Annotated in this window: 16 protein-coding genes, 1 tRNA gene and 2 pseudogenes; 8 read left to right on the top strand and 11 right to left on the bottom strand. The window is 56.0% G+C overall.

From position 1 onward, the window contains the following. Window positions 1-401: 401 nt before the first annotated feature. Together IGS75_RS13090 and IGS75_RS13085 are read right to left on the bottom strand one after the other, a co-directional pair. A complete protein-coding gene (locus IGS75_RS13090) occupies window positions 402-1,256 on the bottom strand; it encodes an SDR family NAD(P)-dependent oxidoreductase (RefSeq protein WP_141351003.1) in 855 nt (284 codons plus the stop codon). Window positions 1,257-1,550: 294 nt separating this feature from the next. Further along, window positions 1,551-2,073, bottom strand: a pseudogene (locus tag IGS75_RS13085) (IS5 family transposase); the annotation flags it as partial. A gap of 233 nt (window positions 2,074-2,306) precedes the next feature. On the opposite strand from IGS75_RS13085, the gene gloA2 reads away from it, so the two are divergent. Together gloA2 and IGS75_RS13075 are read left to right on the top strand one after the other, a co-directional pair. After that, window positions 2,307-2,705, top strand: a complete 399-nt coding sequence (gloA2, locus tag IGS75_RS13080) for an SMU1112c/YaeR family gloxylase I-like metalloprotein (RefSeq protein ID WP_174787564.1) — start codon at window positions 2,307-2,309, stop codon at window positions 2,703-2,705. A 50-nt stretch (window positions 2,706-2,755) separates the two neighbouring features. Next, complete coding sequence (locus tag IGS75_RS13075) at window positions 2,756-3,067, top strand: transposase (protein WP_202257126.1); 312 nt, start codon at window positions 2,756-2,758, stop codon at window positions 3,065-3,067. A 491-nt stretch (window positions 3,068-3,558) separates the two neighbouring features. On the opposite strand, the pseudogene IGS75_RS13070 reads toward IGS75_RS13075, so the two are convergent. The 4 genes and pseudogenes from IGS75_RS13070 to IGS75_RS13055 all read right to left on the bottom strand — a co-directional run bounded on the left by IGS75_RS13070 (window position 3,559) and on the right by IGS75_RS13055 (window position 7,818). After that, window positions 3,559-4,426, bottom strand: a pseudogene (locus IGS75_RS13070) (IS5/IS1182 family transposase). A 388-nt stretch (window positions 4,427-4,814) separates the two neighbouring features. Continuing rightward, window positions 4,815-4,889 (bottom strand) — tRNA-Val (locus IGS75_RS13065). Between the two features lie 97 nt (window positions 4,890-4,986). Further along, complete coding sequence (locus IGS75_RS13060) at window positions 4,987-6,873, bottom strand: hypothetical protein (RefSeq protein WP_202257125.1); 1,887 nt, start codon at window positions 6,871-6,873, stop codon at window positions 4,987-4,989. A gap of 12 nt (window positions 6,874-6,885) precedes the next feature. Continuing rightward, the gene (locus tag IGS75_RS13055) at window positions 6,886-7,818 is read right to left on the bottom strand and encodes a mitochondrial fission ELM1 family protein (protein WP_202257124.1); all 933 of its coding nucleotides are present in this window, start codon (window positions 7,816-7,818) and stop codon (window positions 6,886-6,888) included. A 62-nt stretch (window positions 7,819-7,880) separates the two neighbouring features. Between IGS75_RS13055 and IGS75_RS13050 the strand changes: the two genes are divergently transcribed. Further along, window positions 7,881-9,062 carry a DEAD/DEAH box helicase gene (locus IGS75_RS13050; RefSeq protein ID WP_202257123.1) on the top strand — a complete coding sequence of 394 codons (1,182 nt, stop codon included), beginning with the start codon at window positions 7,881-7,883 and terminating at the stop codon, window positions 9,060-9,062. On the opposite strand, the gene IGS75_RS13045 is transcribed toward IGS75_RS13050, so the two are convergent. Beyond that, window positions 9,059-10,135: a glycosyltransferase family 4 protein gene (locus tag IGS75_RS13045; RefSeq protein WP_202257122.1), complete on the bottom strand. Its 1,077-nt coding sequence runs from the start codon at window positions 10,133-10,135 to the stop codon at window positions 9,059-9,061. The genes IGS75_RS13050 and IGS75_RS13045 overlap by 4 nt on opposite strands. Continuing rightward, window positions 10,132-11,325 (bottom strand): glycosyltransferase family 4 protein, encoded by a 1,194-nt coding sequence (locus IGS75_RS13040; RefSeq protein WP_237468856.1) that lies wholly within the window; start codon window positions 11,323-11,325, stop codon window positions 10,132-10,134. Before IGS75_RS13040 ends, IGS75_RS13045 begins: the two co-directional genes overlap by 4 nt. Before the next feature lie 207 nt (window positions 11,326-11,532). On the opposite strand from IGS75_RS13040, the gene IGS75_RS13035 reads away from it, so the two are divergent. Next, on the top strand, window positions 11,533-12,675 hold the full coding sequence (locus IGS75_RS13035) for a M14 family metallopeptidase (RefSeq protein WP_237468846.1): 1,143 nt from the start codon (window positions 11,533-11,535) through the stop codon (window positions 12,673-12,675). Here IGS75_RS13035 and glyA read toward each other — a convergent pair. After that, the gene (glyA, locus tag IGS75_RS13030) at window positions 12,672-13,976 is read right to left on the bottom strand and encodes a serine hydroxymethyltransferase (protein WP_202257120.1); all 1,305 of its coding nucleotides are present in this window, start codon (window positions 13,974-13,976) and stop codon (window positions 12,672-12,674) included. The genes IGS75_RS13035 and glyA overlap by 4 nt on opposite strands. 92 nt (window positions 13,977-14,068) lie before the next feature. Here glyA and IGS75_RS13025 point away from each other — a divergent pair, with 92 nt between their 5' ends. Genes IGS75_RS13025 through IGS75_RS15585 form a run of 4 tightly spaced genes read left to right on the top strand, consistent with a single transcriptional unit; the run spans window position 14,069 to window position 16,893 of the window. After that, window positions 14,069-15,511, top strand: coding sequence for an APC family permease (locus IGS75_RS13025; RefSeq protein WP_202257119.1), 1,443 nt, complete (start codon window positions 14,069-14,071; stop codon window positions 15,509-15,511). A 4-nt stretch (window positions 15,512-15,515) separates the two neighbouring features. Then, window positions 15,516-16,526 (top strand): porphobilinogen synthase, encoded by a 1,011-nt coding sequence (gene hemB / locus IGS75_RS13020; protein WP_141352218.1) that lies wholly within the window; start codon window positions 15,516-15,518, stop codon window positions 16,524-16,526. Window positions 16,527-16,561: 35 nt separating this feature from the next. Further along, a complete protein-coding gene (locus tag IGS75_RS13015) occupies window positions 16,562-16,792 on the top strand; it encodes a YraN family protein (protein WP_237468844.1) in 231 nt (76 codons plus the stop codon). Further along, the gene (locus IGS75_RS15585; protein ID WP_237469102.1) at window positions 16,735-16,893 is read left to right on the top strand and encodes a hypothetical protein; all 159 of its coding nucleotides are present in this window, start codon (window positions 16,735-16,737) and stop codon (window positions 16,891-16,893) included. The genes IGS75_RS13015 and IGS75_RS15585 overlap by 58 nt, the downstream gene beginning before the upstream one ends. Window positions 16,894-16,898: 5 nt before the next feature. Here IGS75_RS15585 and IGS75_RS13010 read toward each other — a convergent pair whose 3' ends face one another. After that, on the bottom strand, window positions 16,899-17,225 hold the full coding sequence (locus tag IGS75_RS13010) for a hypothetical protein (RefSeq protein WP_202257118.1): 327 nt from the start codon (window positions 17,223-17,225) through the stop codon (window positions 16,899-16,901). A 205-nt stretch (window positions 17,226-17,430) separates the two neighbouring features. Next, entirely contained in the window at window positions 17,431-17,766 is a 336-nt protein-coding gene (gene grxD / locus IGS75_RS13005) for a Grx4 family monothiol glutaredoxin (RefSeq protein ID WP_062032115.1), read from the bottom strand. Window positions 17,767-17,802: the final 36 nt, after the last annotated feature.

Here is a 17,802-nt window from a genome sequence, read left to right as displayed (position 1 = left end):
TAGAGCATACCCTAGAGCTGGAGGTTTTGTCTGGAATGCCGTCACGACCCGCGTTATCCAGTTCTGAAGCTGCTGTGGCAGCTCCTCGTGATGGTGAGTCCACCATAGGATGTCATCGGTTGTACGCTCAATCTGCTGCGCAAGCTGGTCGGGAGACCATTGGGTCACTTGCAGAAAATCAGTCAACGTTACACTGGGCACGTTACAGCCTTCCGAAAGTGTAAAACAGAAATAAAAGTGTAAAAGGCTTCTAATTTTCCGTCAATAAATCGTAAAAATTTTCTCGAGAACTATAAAATTTTTTATTATTCAACAATGCTATCGTTTTGTTTCAATATTTATCTAAATGTAACACGATCTCCAAAGTAACGATGGCGACTGAGCGAAGTGGTGACGATTTATTATTTGTGTGTGACTAAAGAAGCGGTTGCTTTGCGTTTCAGGAATCGCCGCAACCCGATTCGCCCGACCTTTTCAAGAAGTGGCGTTGTGATGTGCAGTAACCACGGCATGATCAGACAGGCGTGGGCAAAAAGGCCGTCTATCCTAGGTAGGAAGATTTCACACCCAACCCCTTCGCTGGTGCGGATAATCATTCTGGCTACATATCGGGCCGACAGGGGCTGATTGACGAAATTCAGGACAGACCCTCCATCCTGCGTTTCCTGTTCAAGCATCCGGGTATCAACAGCGGCAAGAAATATGGACGAAATTCTCAGTGTCTTGGGGGTGAATTCAAGGGCTAGTGAACGCGCAAAGCCTCTGAGGCCGAATTTCGTTGCACTGTATACAGAGCTTCCCTGCAAGGGCATTACACCAGCTATGGAATTGACGAATATGATATGCCCATTGGGAGACAATGCAGGAAGAAGTTGACTAGTCATGAGGATTGGTGATGTTAGATTTATTGCCATCTGCTCTTCAAGGCTATGTTGCGTGATATCCTTGGTTGCTTCAGGCTGTATTTTTCCTGCGCAATGAATCAGAAGTCCGATGGGTCGGTTTCTGTCCCGGATTGCGGTACTGACAGTCTGAAGATCTGATGGTTTTGTCAGATCACAAAAAACAGCTTCAAACCGGCCTTTGCCGCTGGAGATTTGTTCTTTCGCCTTATGGGGTTGACGCGTCAGCAAAAGGACATCCCATCCCTGCTCCAGCAGGAGCTCCGCGATTTCACACCCAATTCCACCCGTTCCGCCAGTCATGACGGCAAATGACGGCACCGTTATCCTTTTTTTGAAGGAAAAGGGATTCATGTAATGTGCGAGCAGGTCAGAGTTTGAGGCGTCAGGAAATGCATGATCAACTTTCTGAATAAGGCGTTTGCGTCTTCATAACGCGATAACACTTTGCGTCCTATGGTTTTTTGGGGACCAGATCCGGAGAGAGCTGCCTGTACATATGCTGTAAGTAAAGCACTAAGCAGGGGGGGGCACAGAAAGATGTGACCCTATGACTTCTAGTCAGTCACCGTTGCACAGGCCGTCCAGCAATACGTCCAGTGTGGCTTGTACCGGTTTGACTCCTGCCTTCTTTTCGACAAACTAGGCTCATGGCCAGAAGATGACGGTTGCAGCGAGGCAGATGGCAGAGAAGAAGGCGTTTGGGCATCTGTCGTAGCGTGTTGCGACACGTCGCCAGTCCTTGAGGCGACCGAACATAATCTCGATGCGGTTGCATCTTTTGTATTTCCGCTTGTCGTATTTGACTGGTTTTCCGCGGGATCTTCGTCCCGAAATGCAGGGCTTGATACCTTTTTCCTTCAGGGCATCCCTGCACCAGTCAGCATTCTAACCCCGGCCCGCCAGCATCCACTGTGCCATAGAAAGACTGTCCAGCAGAGCAGCGGCACCGGTGTAATCGCTGACCTGTCCCGACGTTATGAAGAAACTCAGCGGTCGTCCGTTCTGATCCGTTATCGCATGTAGCTTCGTGTTCATGTCGTCTTTTGTCCGATCGATCAGGTGCCCTGTATCTCTTTTTTAGCCGCAGGCTTGAAGCCGTGCGATGTGCTTTGAGATAGGTCGCATCAATCATAATGGTCTGAGGCTCGGCTTTCGCAGCAGACAGGCCATCCGTCATCTACATGAAAATGCTCATTTTCAGTCTCCGCGCAGAGCGTGAATCAGATTTCCGCAATCAAATCAATGGGTCCTGAGCCTAGGAAGCTTGTCAGCATGGGCGATTCAATGTCGTGATGTTGCTTAAGCCAGCACGCGAAATCCTGTCTGCACTATCAGCATGCTGGATCTTGGTAGTTACTGACGCTATCCTCGTTAGAACTGATGTTAAGGGGCGCAGATAAGATGAGGCAGGATGCTGGCGATATTATTGGTTTGCATCACGTCGCCATAATCGCATCCGATTATCAGCGCTCTCGCGCATTTTATGTTGATTTGCTGGGCTTCAAGGTCATCGCTGAAAATTTTCGCGCCGAGCGTAATTCATGGAAGTGCGATCTTCAGGTCGGTGATGTCCAGATTGAACTCTTTTCTTTTCCGCAGGCTCCCCCTCGGGTTTCGCGGCCAGAAGCCTGCGGACTGCGCCATCTCGCATTCCGTGTTCAGGACATTGCCAGGGTCGTACAACGTCTAGAGGGGCACGGAATTGTTTCGGAGCCAATTCGCAAAGATTCCTATACGGGTCGCCTGTTTACCTTTTTCGCTGATCCGGATGATTTGCCACTCGAACTCTATGAAATGTGAGCGCCTTCAAATTAAGGAGACTATGCTGTCTGAGAGCCAGATGAAGCGGATTGAGCCGCTTTTTCTGTTGGCGCAGGGAGTACCACGCATGGAAGAGCGGGATCGTTTATGTGATTCGCAACGGCCTTCAGTGGAAAGACGCTTCGAAATCGTATGGTCCGCACAAGGCTTTATATAAGCGCTTTATCCGGTGGAGCTGTCTCGGTATTTTTGACAGGATTTTTGTCGTCCTGACAGAACAGGCTGGCCGTTCGAAGCTTCTGATGATCGATGCAATACACTTCAAGGTGCACCGGGCATCGACGGGCCTGCTCAAAAAGGGGCTTTTTCCCACCATATCGGACGGACAAAAAGCGGCCTGAACTCAAAATTTTATGCCGTGCGCGATGATCAGGGCCGATCTGTCCGCCTCCATCTGACTGCTGGACAGGTCAGTGATTTCAAAGGTGCTTCTGGCGGACCTGTCGGGTGAGACAGAAGAAGTGATCGGGAATACGACAGTAATAAAATTAGACAGCCTCTCGCCGACCGGAACGTCACCACCTGTATTCCATCAAAGAAAAACAGGGAATCAAAGCGGCCTTACAATTGGCATCTTTATAAAAGCGCCATTTGATCGAAAGCATGTTCACGAAATTGAAAGACTGGCGAAGGGGGGGGGCATGACCGCTGCGCTCATACATTCATCTTCGCAATCCAAATCGTAGCAAGCTTCATCTTCTATCTTAAAGAATGAGTTCTGAGCGTAAGGCGGTCCTTGGGGGGCAGGCTTGGAGATGTGTAAATTAATTATTCAGACTGAAATTAGATGGATCGAAAAATCCTTTGGTTTGAGGTTTTCTGTATGATTTCATCATTGCGGCAATGATTGGGGATGCTGGAAGGTGAGCGATCTGGAGGGATCGAAGAACCATTGGTTGATCCGCTCCAAGAAGATGAAGCGGTGCATGTTGTAGACGATACTGGCCAGACCGATCCTCATGGTGGCCCGGGTGAGGCCTACGATTCGGACGAACAACCCTGTCTGTGATTTCTGATCGGCAAAGACATGCTCGATACGCAGGCGGATCACGGACTTTCCAGCATTCGCTTTCTGCCCATAGACTTGAGATGCGGCTTGTTTTCTGTAAACCTTTGAAAAAAGCCCTGTTTTTCCATGAAGTCCTCATTGGCTTTTGAGCGATACGTCGTGTCCGCCCAAACCGTTGAAGCTGTATTAGTTTTATCCAACGGGCACTTTCTCAGCCGCGCGCCATCACTGGTGGCGGTATCCGTCGTTTTCCATTTGCGGATGAACCGGAACTTCAGGTCGAGGGAGACGTAGGATTTGTAGCCAAAGAACGGGATGGCAAGATCACTCGATGGCATGGTTTCATCATCCTGTCGCTTCGCTTTGGTGAATTTCAGCGTCTAGCGCGCATGATGATCTTTTTGCGAGCTTGTCCTGCCAGTCTTCAGGAATACGCCCTGCCCGGAGGTCGGCTTTCTCAGTGTTGGTATTGCGCTGCTTTGGAGCAGCCACCAGCGTTGCATCCAGGATCTTGAACACCAGCACCGGATCAAATGGCGGTCGCCCGCCTTTACTCCCAGTTGAATAGGCCAAGAGCCTTCTTCAAAACAGTGCGGAACAATTCAAAATTCACAATCTGGGAAAATGCTTCGAGTTGATCACCAGTCCTGCTCAGACTCTCTTCAACATCAAAGAAACCAGTTTGCTTTATGACCCATATCCCCAATCATCGCAGAAGAAATGGAATCACAGGGCAGGTCTCAAAATAGAGGGTTTTTCGAACCCTCCAAGTAGTCTGAGATAATGTGTTTAGTATGTAAATAACTTGATTTTTGTGTTGTATTATACACGAAAATTGAAGAATCTATATAATAATCTGGCAATAAAAGAAAAGTTATTTTCAAGTTTTGTAGTGAGGAGCATATTGGCGAAAACAAAACTATGACTGCTGCCGTTTCTGAACGACGCGATGCAGAAGGGTGACGTAAATCTTGCAATCTCTTTTGGGTTCTAAGGGGATTTAATCAGTTATATCCTTGCACCGTTTAGGTTGTGGGAGAATAAAAATTCTTAAAAATATAATTTTCAAGGATTTAGGATGGTGGGCGCGACAGGGATTGAACCTGTGACCCCTGCCGTGTGAAGGCAGTGCTCTACCGCTGAGCTACGCGCCCATCCGTGGGAGGGGCTTCTAGCAAGACGTTGTTTTCATGACAAGATCTTTTTCGTGGGGAGCCGCATTATCCGTTGCGGTTCCCGTGTTGCAGTGGTTCAGAAGCCGAACATGTGGTCCAGCGAGAATGCGCCTTTTCCGTTTTCCAGGCCGTGATAACCGAAAAGGCGGCAGGTCAGGTCTCGGATCAGGACGTACCCCCCTTCCCCGGCATGATCGAGGTGCGAGCCATCAAATAGTTGGTGCGGGCGGATCATGAATGACCCGTTGGGCGCAATTCTGATGGTCGTCTGGGTAATTAAGGACCCATTTGCGCCATGAAGCAGAAGAACGGTTTCCGAATTATCGGTCCCTTCGACGGAAGCTGGATGAATCAGGCAGCAGAAGCTTCGGAGCGTCTCCTGTCCTGCCTTTTGTCCCAACTTCAGAAAAAGTCGTGTCGTCAGGCCCGGCGGTGGGCCTGAGTACGATTGCGGCTCCGAGCGCCAAGTCATGAGCGTATTGAAGATATGGGCGCCGAAACTGGTTTCAGCGGCGTGAGCGCTTTTCCGGTTTCGATAGCGCATCAGGGCGTGCAACCAGCCATCAGCTTCGCCGCCATCGCGAAAATCATAGACCAAATCGGCATGACCCGGTCGATCCATCAGGGTATGCAGTGCAACGGCTGTGTCATGGTTCCGGGATAGATTGCCGAGGAAATGCGATCCGACCTTTCCTCCTGCTTCATCAAACAGATCGAGCCTTACGGGAAGAGACTGAAGCGCTTCGGACATGGGGTTGGGCTGCAGGAAAGTCTCGAACTGTTTTGGATCCAGGATTGGAAACGGCAGCAAAAACCCACGACCCAGCGACGGCGCAAATTGACGGATGGCAGGATCAGGGCGCAGATCGTCTCGTTCTACGTTTAGATGGGCGATTCGGGTGCGGCCTCGCTGCGTGATTTCATAGCGGGGACGCACAAGATGTCGGCCCGAACGCAGTTCAAGCTGTGCAGGCCAGTGCAATCCGGGAAAAAGCGTACCAACATCTACGGCCACCGTCTCAAACGGCCCTACAGTCCGATCGAGCGGATGCGATCTACCTTCTCCCATCCGGTTGAAGGTAATGCCTCCTGCTGGAATGGTGGTCGCATGGCTGTTCTGCACCCAGACGATCAGCGTCTCGTCGGGTTCAGGGGCCGGAAGCGTTGCGTAACACACGGAAGGCCAGGCATTTGCATCATGCGTGACGGAAAGGCTCGGATCGCCGTTTTTGCCCCAGCTGTCGAGAGCATATTTGACGACGTCATGTCCGCGCGCGCCCAGTACATGGATGAAAAGTTGTCCCGTAAATTCTGGCAGATCAAAGCGACGACGGATATCTGCGCTGTCAATCGTGATTCCTGCCCCGGCTTCAGTCACCGGTTGTTCCCACTGGGCCAGTACCTTGCCTGCTCCGTCATAGAGCCGCATCCAGTAACGCAGGTTCTCCGCCGCATAGCTGGACCAGTAATTGGCGGTTACGATCCGGCAGGAAAACTGCTCCGTTTCGCGGAAAAAGGCGAAGTTGGTCGCGAAGTTCAGTTTGTCCAGATAGGGACGGCCTGCAACCAGCATCTCGTCTGGCAGGCGCGCGGGAGCGAGCGTGTAAAGATTTCGGTCTTTCTGAAGCCCCTTTAGCCGGGTCCGCATCTTGGCATCTTCAAAAGACAAAGCAAGGATAGCATCCGCTTCGGTCGCGGGAAGATCCACGAGCGCACGAAGTGTTCCGCCAAAACCGTCCGGCTGCCCTACCCGCTCCGTATCATGAACATAGACGCAGGCCGGTTTCAGCCCTGGATAGAGCGCGGCCAGTGTGCGGGCAGCGTCATCCGGATCGTATACAGCCAGTGTCCGCCCTGCGAATTCGGCTTCCATCCGGACGAGTGCTTCCGTGGCCAGCGGATGCGCCAGCGCCTTGTACAGAACATTGCCACCCTGCGGACCAAAGGTGCGGATATCGAGCATACAGGGGCCCTTTCAGAGCTTCAGACGTCGGCGCATTTCTCTCGCCACGAGGGGGGTATCGTCAAGCGGCATGACATCCCATGGAACCTGTGCCGGCTCGAACCACTTAACCCGCCCGGCGTCCTCAAGGGTTTTTACAAAGCGTGAAATCCGGCTGGAGCGGCCTGGAAGTGGGAAAACCAGGACCGGGGCAGAGGTCGTTATGGCTTCGGAAATCATCGAGACACTGTCCGTCGTGACAGCAATCATGTCCGCACAGGCCAGCATACCCATATAAGGGTTATCGTTCCCGCTACCTGTTAGAACGGCAATGCCATGAGGCTCCAGCTGTTTGCGGAAAACTGCCACGGCAGCGTGATCGGTCCGGCGCGAGGGAGTAAGGACGGCCTGCATGGTGTTGCGCTTCGTGAAAGTGATGATCTCGTCTGCAATTCGCTCCGCTTCAACCGGTCCCAGCGAGAAACGACCATTGGCGCCGCCAACCAAAATGGATAACAGCGGTCGTGCGTCCTGTTTAAGGCGCCTTTCCCATTTGGCCCGCGCCACAGCGAGCTTCTCTGGTGTGATGGGATGCAGTGCGTTGCGCGAAATCAGGACATTCGGTCCGCTGATGCCATCATGCGTATTGGCAATCACGAGGTCGAACTTGTCGACCGGCATGCGCGGGTTCTGGATCTGCACAACCGGCAGTCCCTCGCGTCGGGCCACGGCTCTGCCGATGACGCCTCCTGTTCCACCAATACAGATAATGAGACCTGTGTCTGCGGGAATCCTGATGGGATCGACCCGACGCAGCGGAGACGGCCAGTAACGCGCCGGAAAACGCGACCAGAAAGGCTGGATGCGCACAGGCCCGAAATCCCATTCCAGACCGGCTTTTTCAGCCAGTCCCGCCCCCTGCGCCCGCATGCCGGCGAAGTCCTCCGCGATGATAATGGCCTTCATGAGGGAACTCCGCAAAAAAGAAGGTATTTCCCGAACTGCGAGAAATTTGGCAAGAAGCGCACATGACAACGTCCCAGCCGCGCCCTGCCTCGCCGACCGCAACTTCCGCCGCTTCTGCCCCCGAGTTTGAGGAGCTTGGGCTGATTGCGCCCCTGCTGGCAACTCTTGCCCAGGCCGGACACAAACGTCCGAGCCTGATCCAGGCACAGGCCATCCCCCCTCTTCTGGAGGGCAAAGACGTTCTGGTTGGCTCCCAGACAGGCAGCGGCAAGACAGCCGCATTCGTGTTGCCCATGCTCCAGAAGCTGACGGAAGCTGGTCCGGCTCCCGGTCCACGTGCGCTTATTCTGGAACCTACGCGCGAGCTTGCAGCACAGACCGCTGCTGTCTGCCGCCAGCTCGGGCGTCGGCTCGCCCTGAAAACGCGCGTTATCTGTGGCGGGACATCCCGTGAGCAGCAGGTCCAGTCCGTCAGCGATGGGGTTGATATCATCGTTGCGACGCATGGTCGCCTTCTTGATCTGGTCATGCAGGCCGATCTCGTTCTGGAACATCTCACCTATCTGGTACTGGATGAAGCGGATCGTCTGTTGGATGAGGATTTCTCTGCCAGCATGACGGCCCTGACACCCTATTTCCCGGACCAACCACCCCAGACTGTTTTCTGCTCGGCTACATTGCCTGAGCCGGTAATGGATCTGGCCAGGCGTGTGACGCGCAATCCCGTCCGCGTGGAAATCGCAGCAGAATCCTTTACCCCTAAAAACATTCGTCAGCGGGCGATTTTTGTAGAGAAGGACGACAAGCCCGAGACTGTTGCCCGTCTTCTGAAGCATTTTGAAGGCCGCAGCATCGTTTTCGCCCGGACGAAAAACACGGTAGATGCCCTCGCCAAAACGCTGCGCCGGCATAACCTGCGGGTCGAAACCCTGCATGGCGACCGAACGCAGGGTGCCCGCAACAAGGCACTGGATCTGTTTCGTCAGGGGCGTGTTCCGGTTCTGGTCACGACCGATATCGCCTCGCGTGGTCTCGACATTCCGGATGTGGATCTCGTCATCAACATGGACATGCCCGAAACGCCGGAAGCCTATGTGCACCGCATTGGCCGGACTGCCCGCGCCGGCCGTAAGGGCGTGGCGTTCTCGCTAATCAATATCGACGAACGTACGTTCCTGCGCGATGTCGAAAAGCATATCGGCTACCGCGTCCGGATCGCGACGGAAGATTCGCTGGACCGCTAGGACATCTCACGGCTGGCGAGAATATCCCTCGCCAGATTTTCCCATTCCTGCCCGCTATCAACCTGCGGGCGAACGGGTGGAGGCGCCTCAAGGATATTCACCAGCGCTGTCGCAATCGCCACCGGTTCTGGCGCGCACAGAACGGCCTGCGCATCGCCCGAAAACTGCTCTACCAGCCCCCCGACCCTGGTCGCCACGACATAGCGCCCGCTGGCAATCGCCATGGCCCCGACGCCACTCTGGGAGGCTTCACGATAGGGCAGCACCACAATGTCGGCCCATGCGATGAGGCGGGGAAGTTCGTCTTCCGCGACCCAGCGGTTCTCGACCCTGACCTGCGCCAGTGCCGCCAGTCGCCCCAGTTCCGGGCTTTCAGGTCCTTGGCCTACAACCCGACATTCGAAATCACGTCTGACATGCGGCAAAGCTTCCGCCAGCAGGTCCAGCCCCTTGTAGGGCAACAGACGGCCAAACATCAGGATGCGCGGGGCTCCCTCATGGGCGAACGGTGGCGCGGCTGCTCCCCCAATGAACGGCGGATGGGCCAAGGCGACGACGGGACAGTCTAAGGCATCCGGCCCGGTGGTCAGTCCATTGGCGACATGCCGGCTGAACGTGACGATCTGGTCGGCCTGACGGATCAGCCTGCGTTGCAAGACTGCCTGTAAAGGATAGCCGTCTCCTGGATGTAGATGCGCATCGTGTACAATAAGCACAATTTTCACGCCAGCCCGTCGCAGCATATACGTCATCAGCAGATCCAGGGGGCCCGGCATCGCACAGATCGCTACATCCGGACGGAAGTCTCTTACAATCCATCCCAGCTGGCGTAGAAATCCGGGCGCCGTCAGCAGGCGCGCCACCAGACCCCGGAAGGAACTATAGGTCGCAATTTTCACGACCGCGTCTGGAGCGTTCCGGCTCTGAAGAATTTCCGCACGGTCTGATAGGCAAAGCAGAACATCTGTATCAGTCAGGCGTTTCAGCCCATCCACCAGATCTACGGCAATCCGCGGCCCGGCTCCCCGTCGCCCCCATTGCCACACCAGAATGCGGTCGGCAGATGTCGTCACGCTTGGATCCCAACCGCCAGAGCCGCTTCCCGTAGTGTCGTACCATCCAGGCGCGTGGCGATCCTCTGTCTGGCATTCGCACCTAGGCGTGACCGCAAGCCCGGATCTGCGGCTGCCGTCCGCAGGGCCGCCACAGCGGCATTTTTGTCGGCAAGCGCCCATTTCGTGTCTGGCATGTCCCAGATCCCGCGTGGATCCCGCGCCGGAACCAGCGTGTACGGGACCGGCAGGCCGCACGTCCCGTCCAGAAACTCAGTCGTCGCCGACCAGTCTGTTGCAATCACGCACCGCCCCAGCGCCATGGCCTCCGCCACGACAAGCCCGAACCCTTCACTGCGATGGAGGGACAGCACGATATCTGCACAGACCGTTAAGGCAAGCCGGTCGGCGCCGCTGAGTTGCCCGGTCTCGATCCGAATATTGGTCGCTCCCCCGGTGGCTGCTCGGATCTTCGCCAGGTCGTCAGGATAATGTTCGGTATGGCCGATCTTCATGAGCAGGAGCCGGTCTGAACGATCCCCGAAGGCAGCGCGAAACGCCTCGATCATCTCAATCGGGCTTTTGCGCACCATGCTGGAAGAGAGGCTGAACGAAACAAGAACAATCACGCAGTCTTCTGGTAACCCGAAAGATGCCCGGTCACGGTCTGAGGGTTTCTGTTCCGCAAGGCCCACCGGATGCTCAACGACCCGCACAGGGCGCCCCAGCGTACGAAAAGCCTGAGCGGTAAAATGTGACGGAGCCCAGATTTCATGGACATGACGGCGGGCATGACGCCATGTCTGTGGCATAATTGGTAGTTCCCAGGCCCAGTATCCAATGACTCGCCGTCCAGTTCTCAGCCAGCGTGGCATGAAAAGCTGTACATAAGGCAGCATTGGTGCATTGACGTGAATTATCAGTGCTGCGCCCGGCCCCGTTGCGTCACCTTCAAGAACGCGTCGGTCAATGTCCCATGTTGCGCAGGGAATATTCATGTCCCGCAATGCCTGAACCATCAGACGCGCTCCCTCGCCCAGCCCCGAACTACGGCTGAACTCTCCCGCTACGATCATCCCGTGTGCCGGAATAATTTTGTGCGGCCTGAGCGCGGGAGCTGTAAGCGCCGTGACCCGTGCGAAAAATCGCCTTCGGGATTCGGTAGGAAGCTGCTGCCACAATTTGTGAAAAAAGGAGAGAGACTGTTTCATCGTCTGTTCATGTGCCGTCTGTACCTGGGTCGTGACCATGGACACGGGCTGTAATCCGCGAAAAACCGGGCGGAGTACGGAAAGGGGACGCGCCAGATCAATCTCGACGAAATGTGACTCTCTTCAGGCCCTGCCGAAGAAAAAGGCAACATTCCCTCTCTGGTGAGCTGTCCCCAACGTGCTTACACTACAACCCATGACCGATCCATGTCCTATGCCCCTTGGTGCAGGTATGGCTCCCCCGGGCGACCGGATGGGGAGCAGTTGGTCCTGTTCTGTATCGTCGGGTTCACGGAGACCATGAGTTGCAAGGCGGGACAGCGGCACCATCCGCTCCGGATCCGTCAGCCCCGTCTGTCGGAAACGTTGCCGGGGCTCGGCCGCCCGCCCTTGGTCTTCAACGTGGCCCTTTCGCCCCCCGATCTTTTATCGTGGCGTGCACCTCCTTCGGGAATACCTGGCGTCTGGGTTTTCGATTCGGGCCGTTCCGGCCCAGAGATAGTCATCATGGCCATGGTGCATGGCAACGAATATGCCGGGGGATGGGCGCTTGAAAATCTCCGTAGGGGTGCTCCTGTCTTGTCCTCCGGACGCCTGACGCTGATTCTGGCAAATCTAGAAGCCTTTGATCGCTTCGATGCTGCCAATCCGGTCATGTCCCGTCATGTCGACGAGGATCTTAATCGTCTGTGGCACAATACACGTTTGAACAGTCGCGAGCATTCCAGCGAACTTGAGCGTGCCCGTAAGATTCAGCCCTATATTGCCCGGGCCGACCTGCTGCTGGATTTACATTCCACGCTATGGCCATCTGAACCCCTGTTCATTGCTCCCCCCCGTCAGAGATCGACCGAATTGGCCTGCGCTTTGGCGGGTGGCAAGGAATTGCCGCAGATGGTTCTAACGGATCTCGGGCATCATGGTGGATCACGGTTGATCGAGCATGCGCATTTCATGTCGCCGGGCGGCACGGGACGCAGTTGCCTCCTGGAGGCTGGTCCTCACTGGGAGCCTTCCACCGTCACGGTTATGGAAAGCGCGATTGCACGCCTGCTGGCGGAGGCCGAGACCATCCATCTTCGTGGACAGGCGACCGAGGAGTCCCGTCAGACGGAAATGGCGGTGGTGACGGACAATATCATCGCCCGGAATGCGGATTTCAGTTTTGTCAGGCCATGGGAGGGTGGGGCTATGATTCCTAAAGCAGGAACGCCCCTCGCTCATGACGGGCATGATCTGATCTGTACACCATATGATGAGTGTCTGTTGATCATGCCCAATCTTCGTCCTCGTCGGGGACAGCTTGCGGTCCGTCTGGCCAGACGGACCGCAGCACTGTTCAGATCTTAGGCAGACGCGCGGTCATAGATCGGGAAGCGGCGGCACAGGGCCTTTACTTCCTCATGAACCCGAGCCGTGACGGCCTCGGCATTGTCCTCCTCAAGAGCCGCCGTCAGCACTTCGTCGATCATGCGACCGATTTCGCGGAACTCGGCTTCTCCGAAACCACGCGCGGTTGCAGCTGGGCTACCCAGACGAATACCGGAGGTCACGAACGGCTTTTCTGGATCGAACGGGATGGCGTTCTTGTTCGCCGTAATGCCGGCACGTTCCAGAATGGCTTCGGCCAGCTTGCCAGTAACCTTCTTAGGACGCAGATCCACGAGGATCAGATGGCTGTCCGTGCCGCCTGTGACGATGTCGAAGCCACGGTTCTGAAGCTCGTCCGCCAGCGCGCGGGCATTGGCGAGAACACGCTTCTGATAGTCCTTGAACTCGTCCGAAAGCGCTTCACCGAACGCAACGGCCTTGCCCGCGATGACATGCATGAGCGGGCCACCCTGCAGACCGGGGAACACGGCGGAGTTCACCTTCTTCGCCAGTTCCGGATCGTTCGTCAGGATAATGCCGCCACGCGGGCCACGCAGCGTCTTGTGCGTCGTGGACGTCGTAATGTCCGCAACCGGAACCGGGTTCGGATACAGGCCAGCGGCAACCAGACCGGCAAAATGCGCCATGTCCACCATCAGATACGCACCGACTTCATCGGCAACCTTGCGGAAGCGGGCGAAGTCGATGACGCGCGGATAGGCGGAGCTGCCAGCCACGATGATCTTCGGCTTGTGCTCGCGAGCCAGGGCTTCCATCTGGTCGTAGTCGATCAGCCCGTCTTCTGCGCGAACGCCATACTGCACGGAGTTGAACCACTTGCCCGAATAGTTCGGAGCCGCGCCATGCGTCAGATGTCCACCAGCGGCAAGGCTCAGGCCGAGAATCGTATCGCCCGGCTTGGCCAGCGCCATGAACGCCGCCTGATTGGCATTGGCGCCCGAATGCGGCTGCACGTTTGCGAATTCCGCGCCGAACATCTTTTTCAGACGCTCGATAGCGAGGTTCTCAACACGGTCCACGTCCACGCAGCCGCCGTAATAGCGCTTGCCCGGAAGGCCTTCCGCATACTTGTTCGTCAGCACCGAACCCTGTGCTTCCATGACTGCGAAAGAGGCCATGTTCTCCGAAGCGATGAGCTCGATGCCGTCCTGCTGGCGCGTCAGCTCCTCGTTCAGGATGGTGGCAACTTCGGCATCAACCTCCTTGAGGGGGGCATGAAAGAAACGATTCAGCGTGGACTGGCTGGCGTGTTCCGACATCGTGGTCCATTCTCCAGGGTGAGTTCGGCATGTGACTAGCCCAGATTGCCTGCCTCGGCAAAAACAATCCGCCTAACAAACGAGGATCCTTCATGACCACTCCGCTCTGGCGGACCAAACCCGTATCATCCGCAGCCGACAGCCAGACTGGCCTCAGGCGTGTTCTCGGTCCCTGGCAGCTCGTCGCCCTCGGTATCGGCGTGACGATCGGTGCTGGCCTTTTTTCTCTCACGGGCGTTGCCGCCGGCCAGAATGCTGGCCCGGCTGTGACTCTCTCTTTCGTCATCGCAGCGGTAGCCTGCGGTTTCGCGGGCCTCTGCTACGGTGAACTTGCCAGCATGATCCCTTCGGGCGGTTCAGCCTATTCCTACGCCTATGCGTCGATGGGCGAGTTGATCGCCTGGATCATCGGCTGGGATCTCGTGCTGGAATATACCGTGGGCGCTGCGGCCGTTGCGTCCAGCTGGTCAGGCTACCTTGCGTCGTTGCTTGAGGGCTGGGGCATCCATATCGATCCCCGTCTGCTGGCAACGCCAATGACGCCTGTCACGATGCCGGATGGAAGTATGGCCTCGGCCTGGTTCAACTTCCCGGCTGTCTGTGCGCTCTGGGGTGTCACGGCTCTGCTCATGCGCGGCGTGAGTGAGTCTACGACTATCAACACGATCGTTGTCTGCATCAAGCTCACCGTTATCGTTGCTGTGATTGCGGCCTGCGCACCGCATATCAGCTTCGCGCACTACCATCCGTTCATTCCGCAGAACACCGGTACATTTGGACAGTTCGGTATGTCCGGCGTCATGCGAGCCGCCGGCATGGCCTTTTTCGCCTATCTAGGCTTCGACATCGTCTCCACTACTGCGCAGGACAGCCGCAACCCGGCGCGCGACATTCCCGTTGGTATTCTGGGAAGTCTGCTCGTCTGCTCCGTGGTCTATGCAGTGTTCTCAATGGTCCTGACAGGCGTGGTTGATTACCGCGCTATGGCCAATGACCCGAGCCCGGTTGCTACGGCCATCGATGTCGCCGGCATGCCCTGGCTGGCCAGTTTTGTGAAACTCGGCATCACGGCCGGATATATCTCGGTCTTATTCGGGCTCCTAATGGGGCAGGTGCGCGTCTTCCTGATTATGTCCCATGACGGCCTGTTGCCGCCAGTCTTCTCGAAGCTCAATGCCCGAACCCATACGCCCTGGACGTCACATCTGATGTTTGCAGCGCTGACCAGTGTGTTTGCTGCGGTGCTTCCGATTGCTCAGCTCGGCAATATGACGTCCATCGGAACTTTACTGGCTTTCATCATTGTCTGCGTCGGCGTTCCAGTCCTGCGTTACAGATATCCGGACGCCCCGCGACAGTTTCGGGTTCCGGGTGGCCTGCTCGTTCCCTTGCTCGGAATACTATCTTGTGGTGCAGTGATGATATCGCTCGACAGGTTGACCTGGATCAGACTTGTTGTCTGGCTCACTATTGGACTTTCTGTCTATTTTGCGTACGGCATCCGCAACAGTCGACTTTGCAGAGACCAAAGTTAGGCGCATGATCGGGGGTATGAGCAATGCAGCATACCCCCTCTCCCGTCCGCGGCGTAATCGCCACGATGCTTTCACCCGCCGTCTGGTGCAGGAACATCGCCTGCATGTCGACAACCTGATCTGGCCGATCTTCGTCTGTGAAGGTGAGAACCAGCGCCAGAAAGTCGACTCCATGCCAGGCGCAGAACGCGTCAGCGTGGACAATGTCGTGGAACACGTCCGGCAGGCCGTGGACCTCGGCATCCCGGCCGTCGCCATCTTCCCTGTCACGCCCATGAGCGTCCGCGACGCTACCGGGACCGAGGCCCTCAACCCGGACAACCTGATGTGCCGTGCCTCGCGCACCATCAAGGAAGCCTTCCCTGATCTGGGTATCATCGGCGATGTGGCGCTCGACCCGTACACTGATCATGGCCATGACGGCGTCATTGAGAACGGCCGCATTCTCAATGACGCCTCCGTCGAGATCCTGCGTCAGCAGGCTCTTAATCAGGCCCGAGCCGGGAATGATATTATCGCTCCGTCCGACATGATGGACGGTCGCGTTAAGGCTATCCGCGAAACGCTTGATGGCAACGGCTACGACACGACGCGTATCATGGCTTACACGGCCAAGTATGCCTCCGCCTTCTATGGCCCGTTTCGTGATGCCTTGGGTTCCGGCAGCCTGCTGCACGGAGACAAGAAGACCTACCAGATGGACCCTGCCAATTCCGACGAAGCCATGCGCGAAGTCGAGCAGGATCTGCGTGAAGGTGCGGATATGATCATGGTCAAGCCGGGTATGCCGTATCTCGATATCATCCGTCGCGTTCGAGAGCGCTTTGAGGTACCGACTTTTGCCTATCAGGTGTCTGGCGAGTACGCGATGCTGATGGGGGCCATTCAGAACGGCTGGCTCGACCGTGACCGCACGATCATGGAAAGCCTGATGGCCTTTAAACGTGCTGGATGTAACGGCATCCTTACCTATTTCGCGCTGGATGCCGCCCGCCTTCTGCGGAGCGAACGCTGAAAAGCAGGCGCACACGCGGCGTTCAGTCCTATTACATGGGGCTGAACGCCGAAAACATTGCAGCCCGCCTCCTTGAGGAGCGCGGTCTGACAATTCTTGCACAGAGGCTGCGAACGCCTTACGGCGAACTCGATATATTGGCGACAGATTCGGAATGGCTGATCGCCGTTGAGGTCAAACAGAGACGCAGCCTGCGGGAAAGTGCGTCATGTTTGACAGCCAGACAGTCTCAAAGACTATGGAAGCCTTCAACTATATCCTGCTGACAAAACCGGAGTGGAACAGGCCCAGTACCCGGATTGACCTGATCGTTGTTGACTCATCAGGCCAGGCGCGGCGCATCCAGGATGTGTTGCGGCAGTTCTGAAGAAATCAGGTCCGACGGGCGCGTGCGTGGTGGTGTGCCGAGGCAACAGTGACATGTGTGTGAGCGACTGTATGCGGACGATAGGCCACGTTACGGACCACCGCGTGTGAGCTGTTCCAGGCAATGGCTGTATTATGCGACGTCGTGCGACGTGCGAGAGCATGATGGAAAACGACATGGTGATAGACCGGCGTGGCAGTCAGTGCATCGAAGGTCAGCTTGCTGGCTTCATAATCGGTGATGGCCGGACGGGCATAGGCTTTGCCTGCTCCCATGCAGATACCGACACCCATGATACCCAGAGTAATTCTGCCGACCCAGTTCCGCGCCATTGACGTGTATCCCATCCCGTTCTGATGGAAGCAGCCTATGCGCTGAACTCGGGGTTCGACAACCCCTGATGGGAAAGTTTCCAAAAAAATCAAGGTCCTGCCACTTTTCGCTACTTCATGGCTGAATTGTGGCAGGAGCAATGCTTAAAAAGTGCTGAATTCAGCACTTTTCGCCATGATTGGCCCTGAATCAGGGCGTAGCAACTCAGGCGTTAGCGGTCGTGATGCCTTTTTCAGTCAGCAAAGTCTCAAGCTCGCCACTCTGATACATGTCGGTAACGATATCGCAGCCACCAACGAACTCGCCCTTGACGTAGAGCTGGGGCACGGTTGGCCACTGCGAGAAGTCCTTGATGCCCTGACGAAGTTCAGCGCTTTCAAGAATGTTGCAGGTTGCGAACGGGACGCCAAGATGGTTGAGGATCTGGACCACGCGTGCGGAGAAGCCGCACTGCGGGAAGAGCTTGTCACCCTTCATGAACAGCATGACCGGATTGGCGTCGATCAGGTTCTGGATATGCTGGAACACGGTTTCGGACATTGGATTTTCCTTGGTTCGGCAGGGCGGACAGAACGT

It is taken from the genome of Gluconobacter sphaericus, from assembly GCF_016757795.1.
GTDB classification, from domain to species: Bacteria; Pseudomonadota; Alphaproteobacteria; order Acetobacterales; family Acetobacteraceae; genus Gluconobacter; species Gluconobacter sphaericus.
This window is presented reverse-complemented; position numbering and strand designations above follow the sequence as displayed.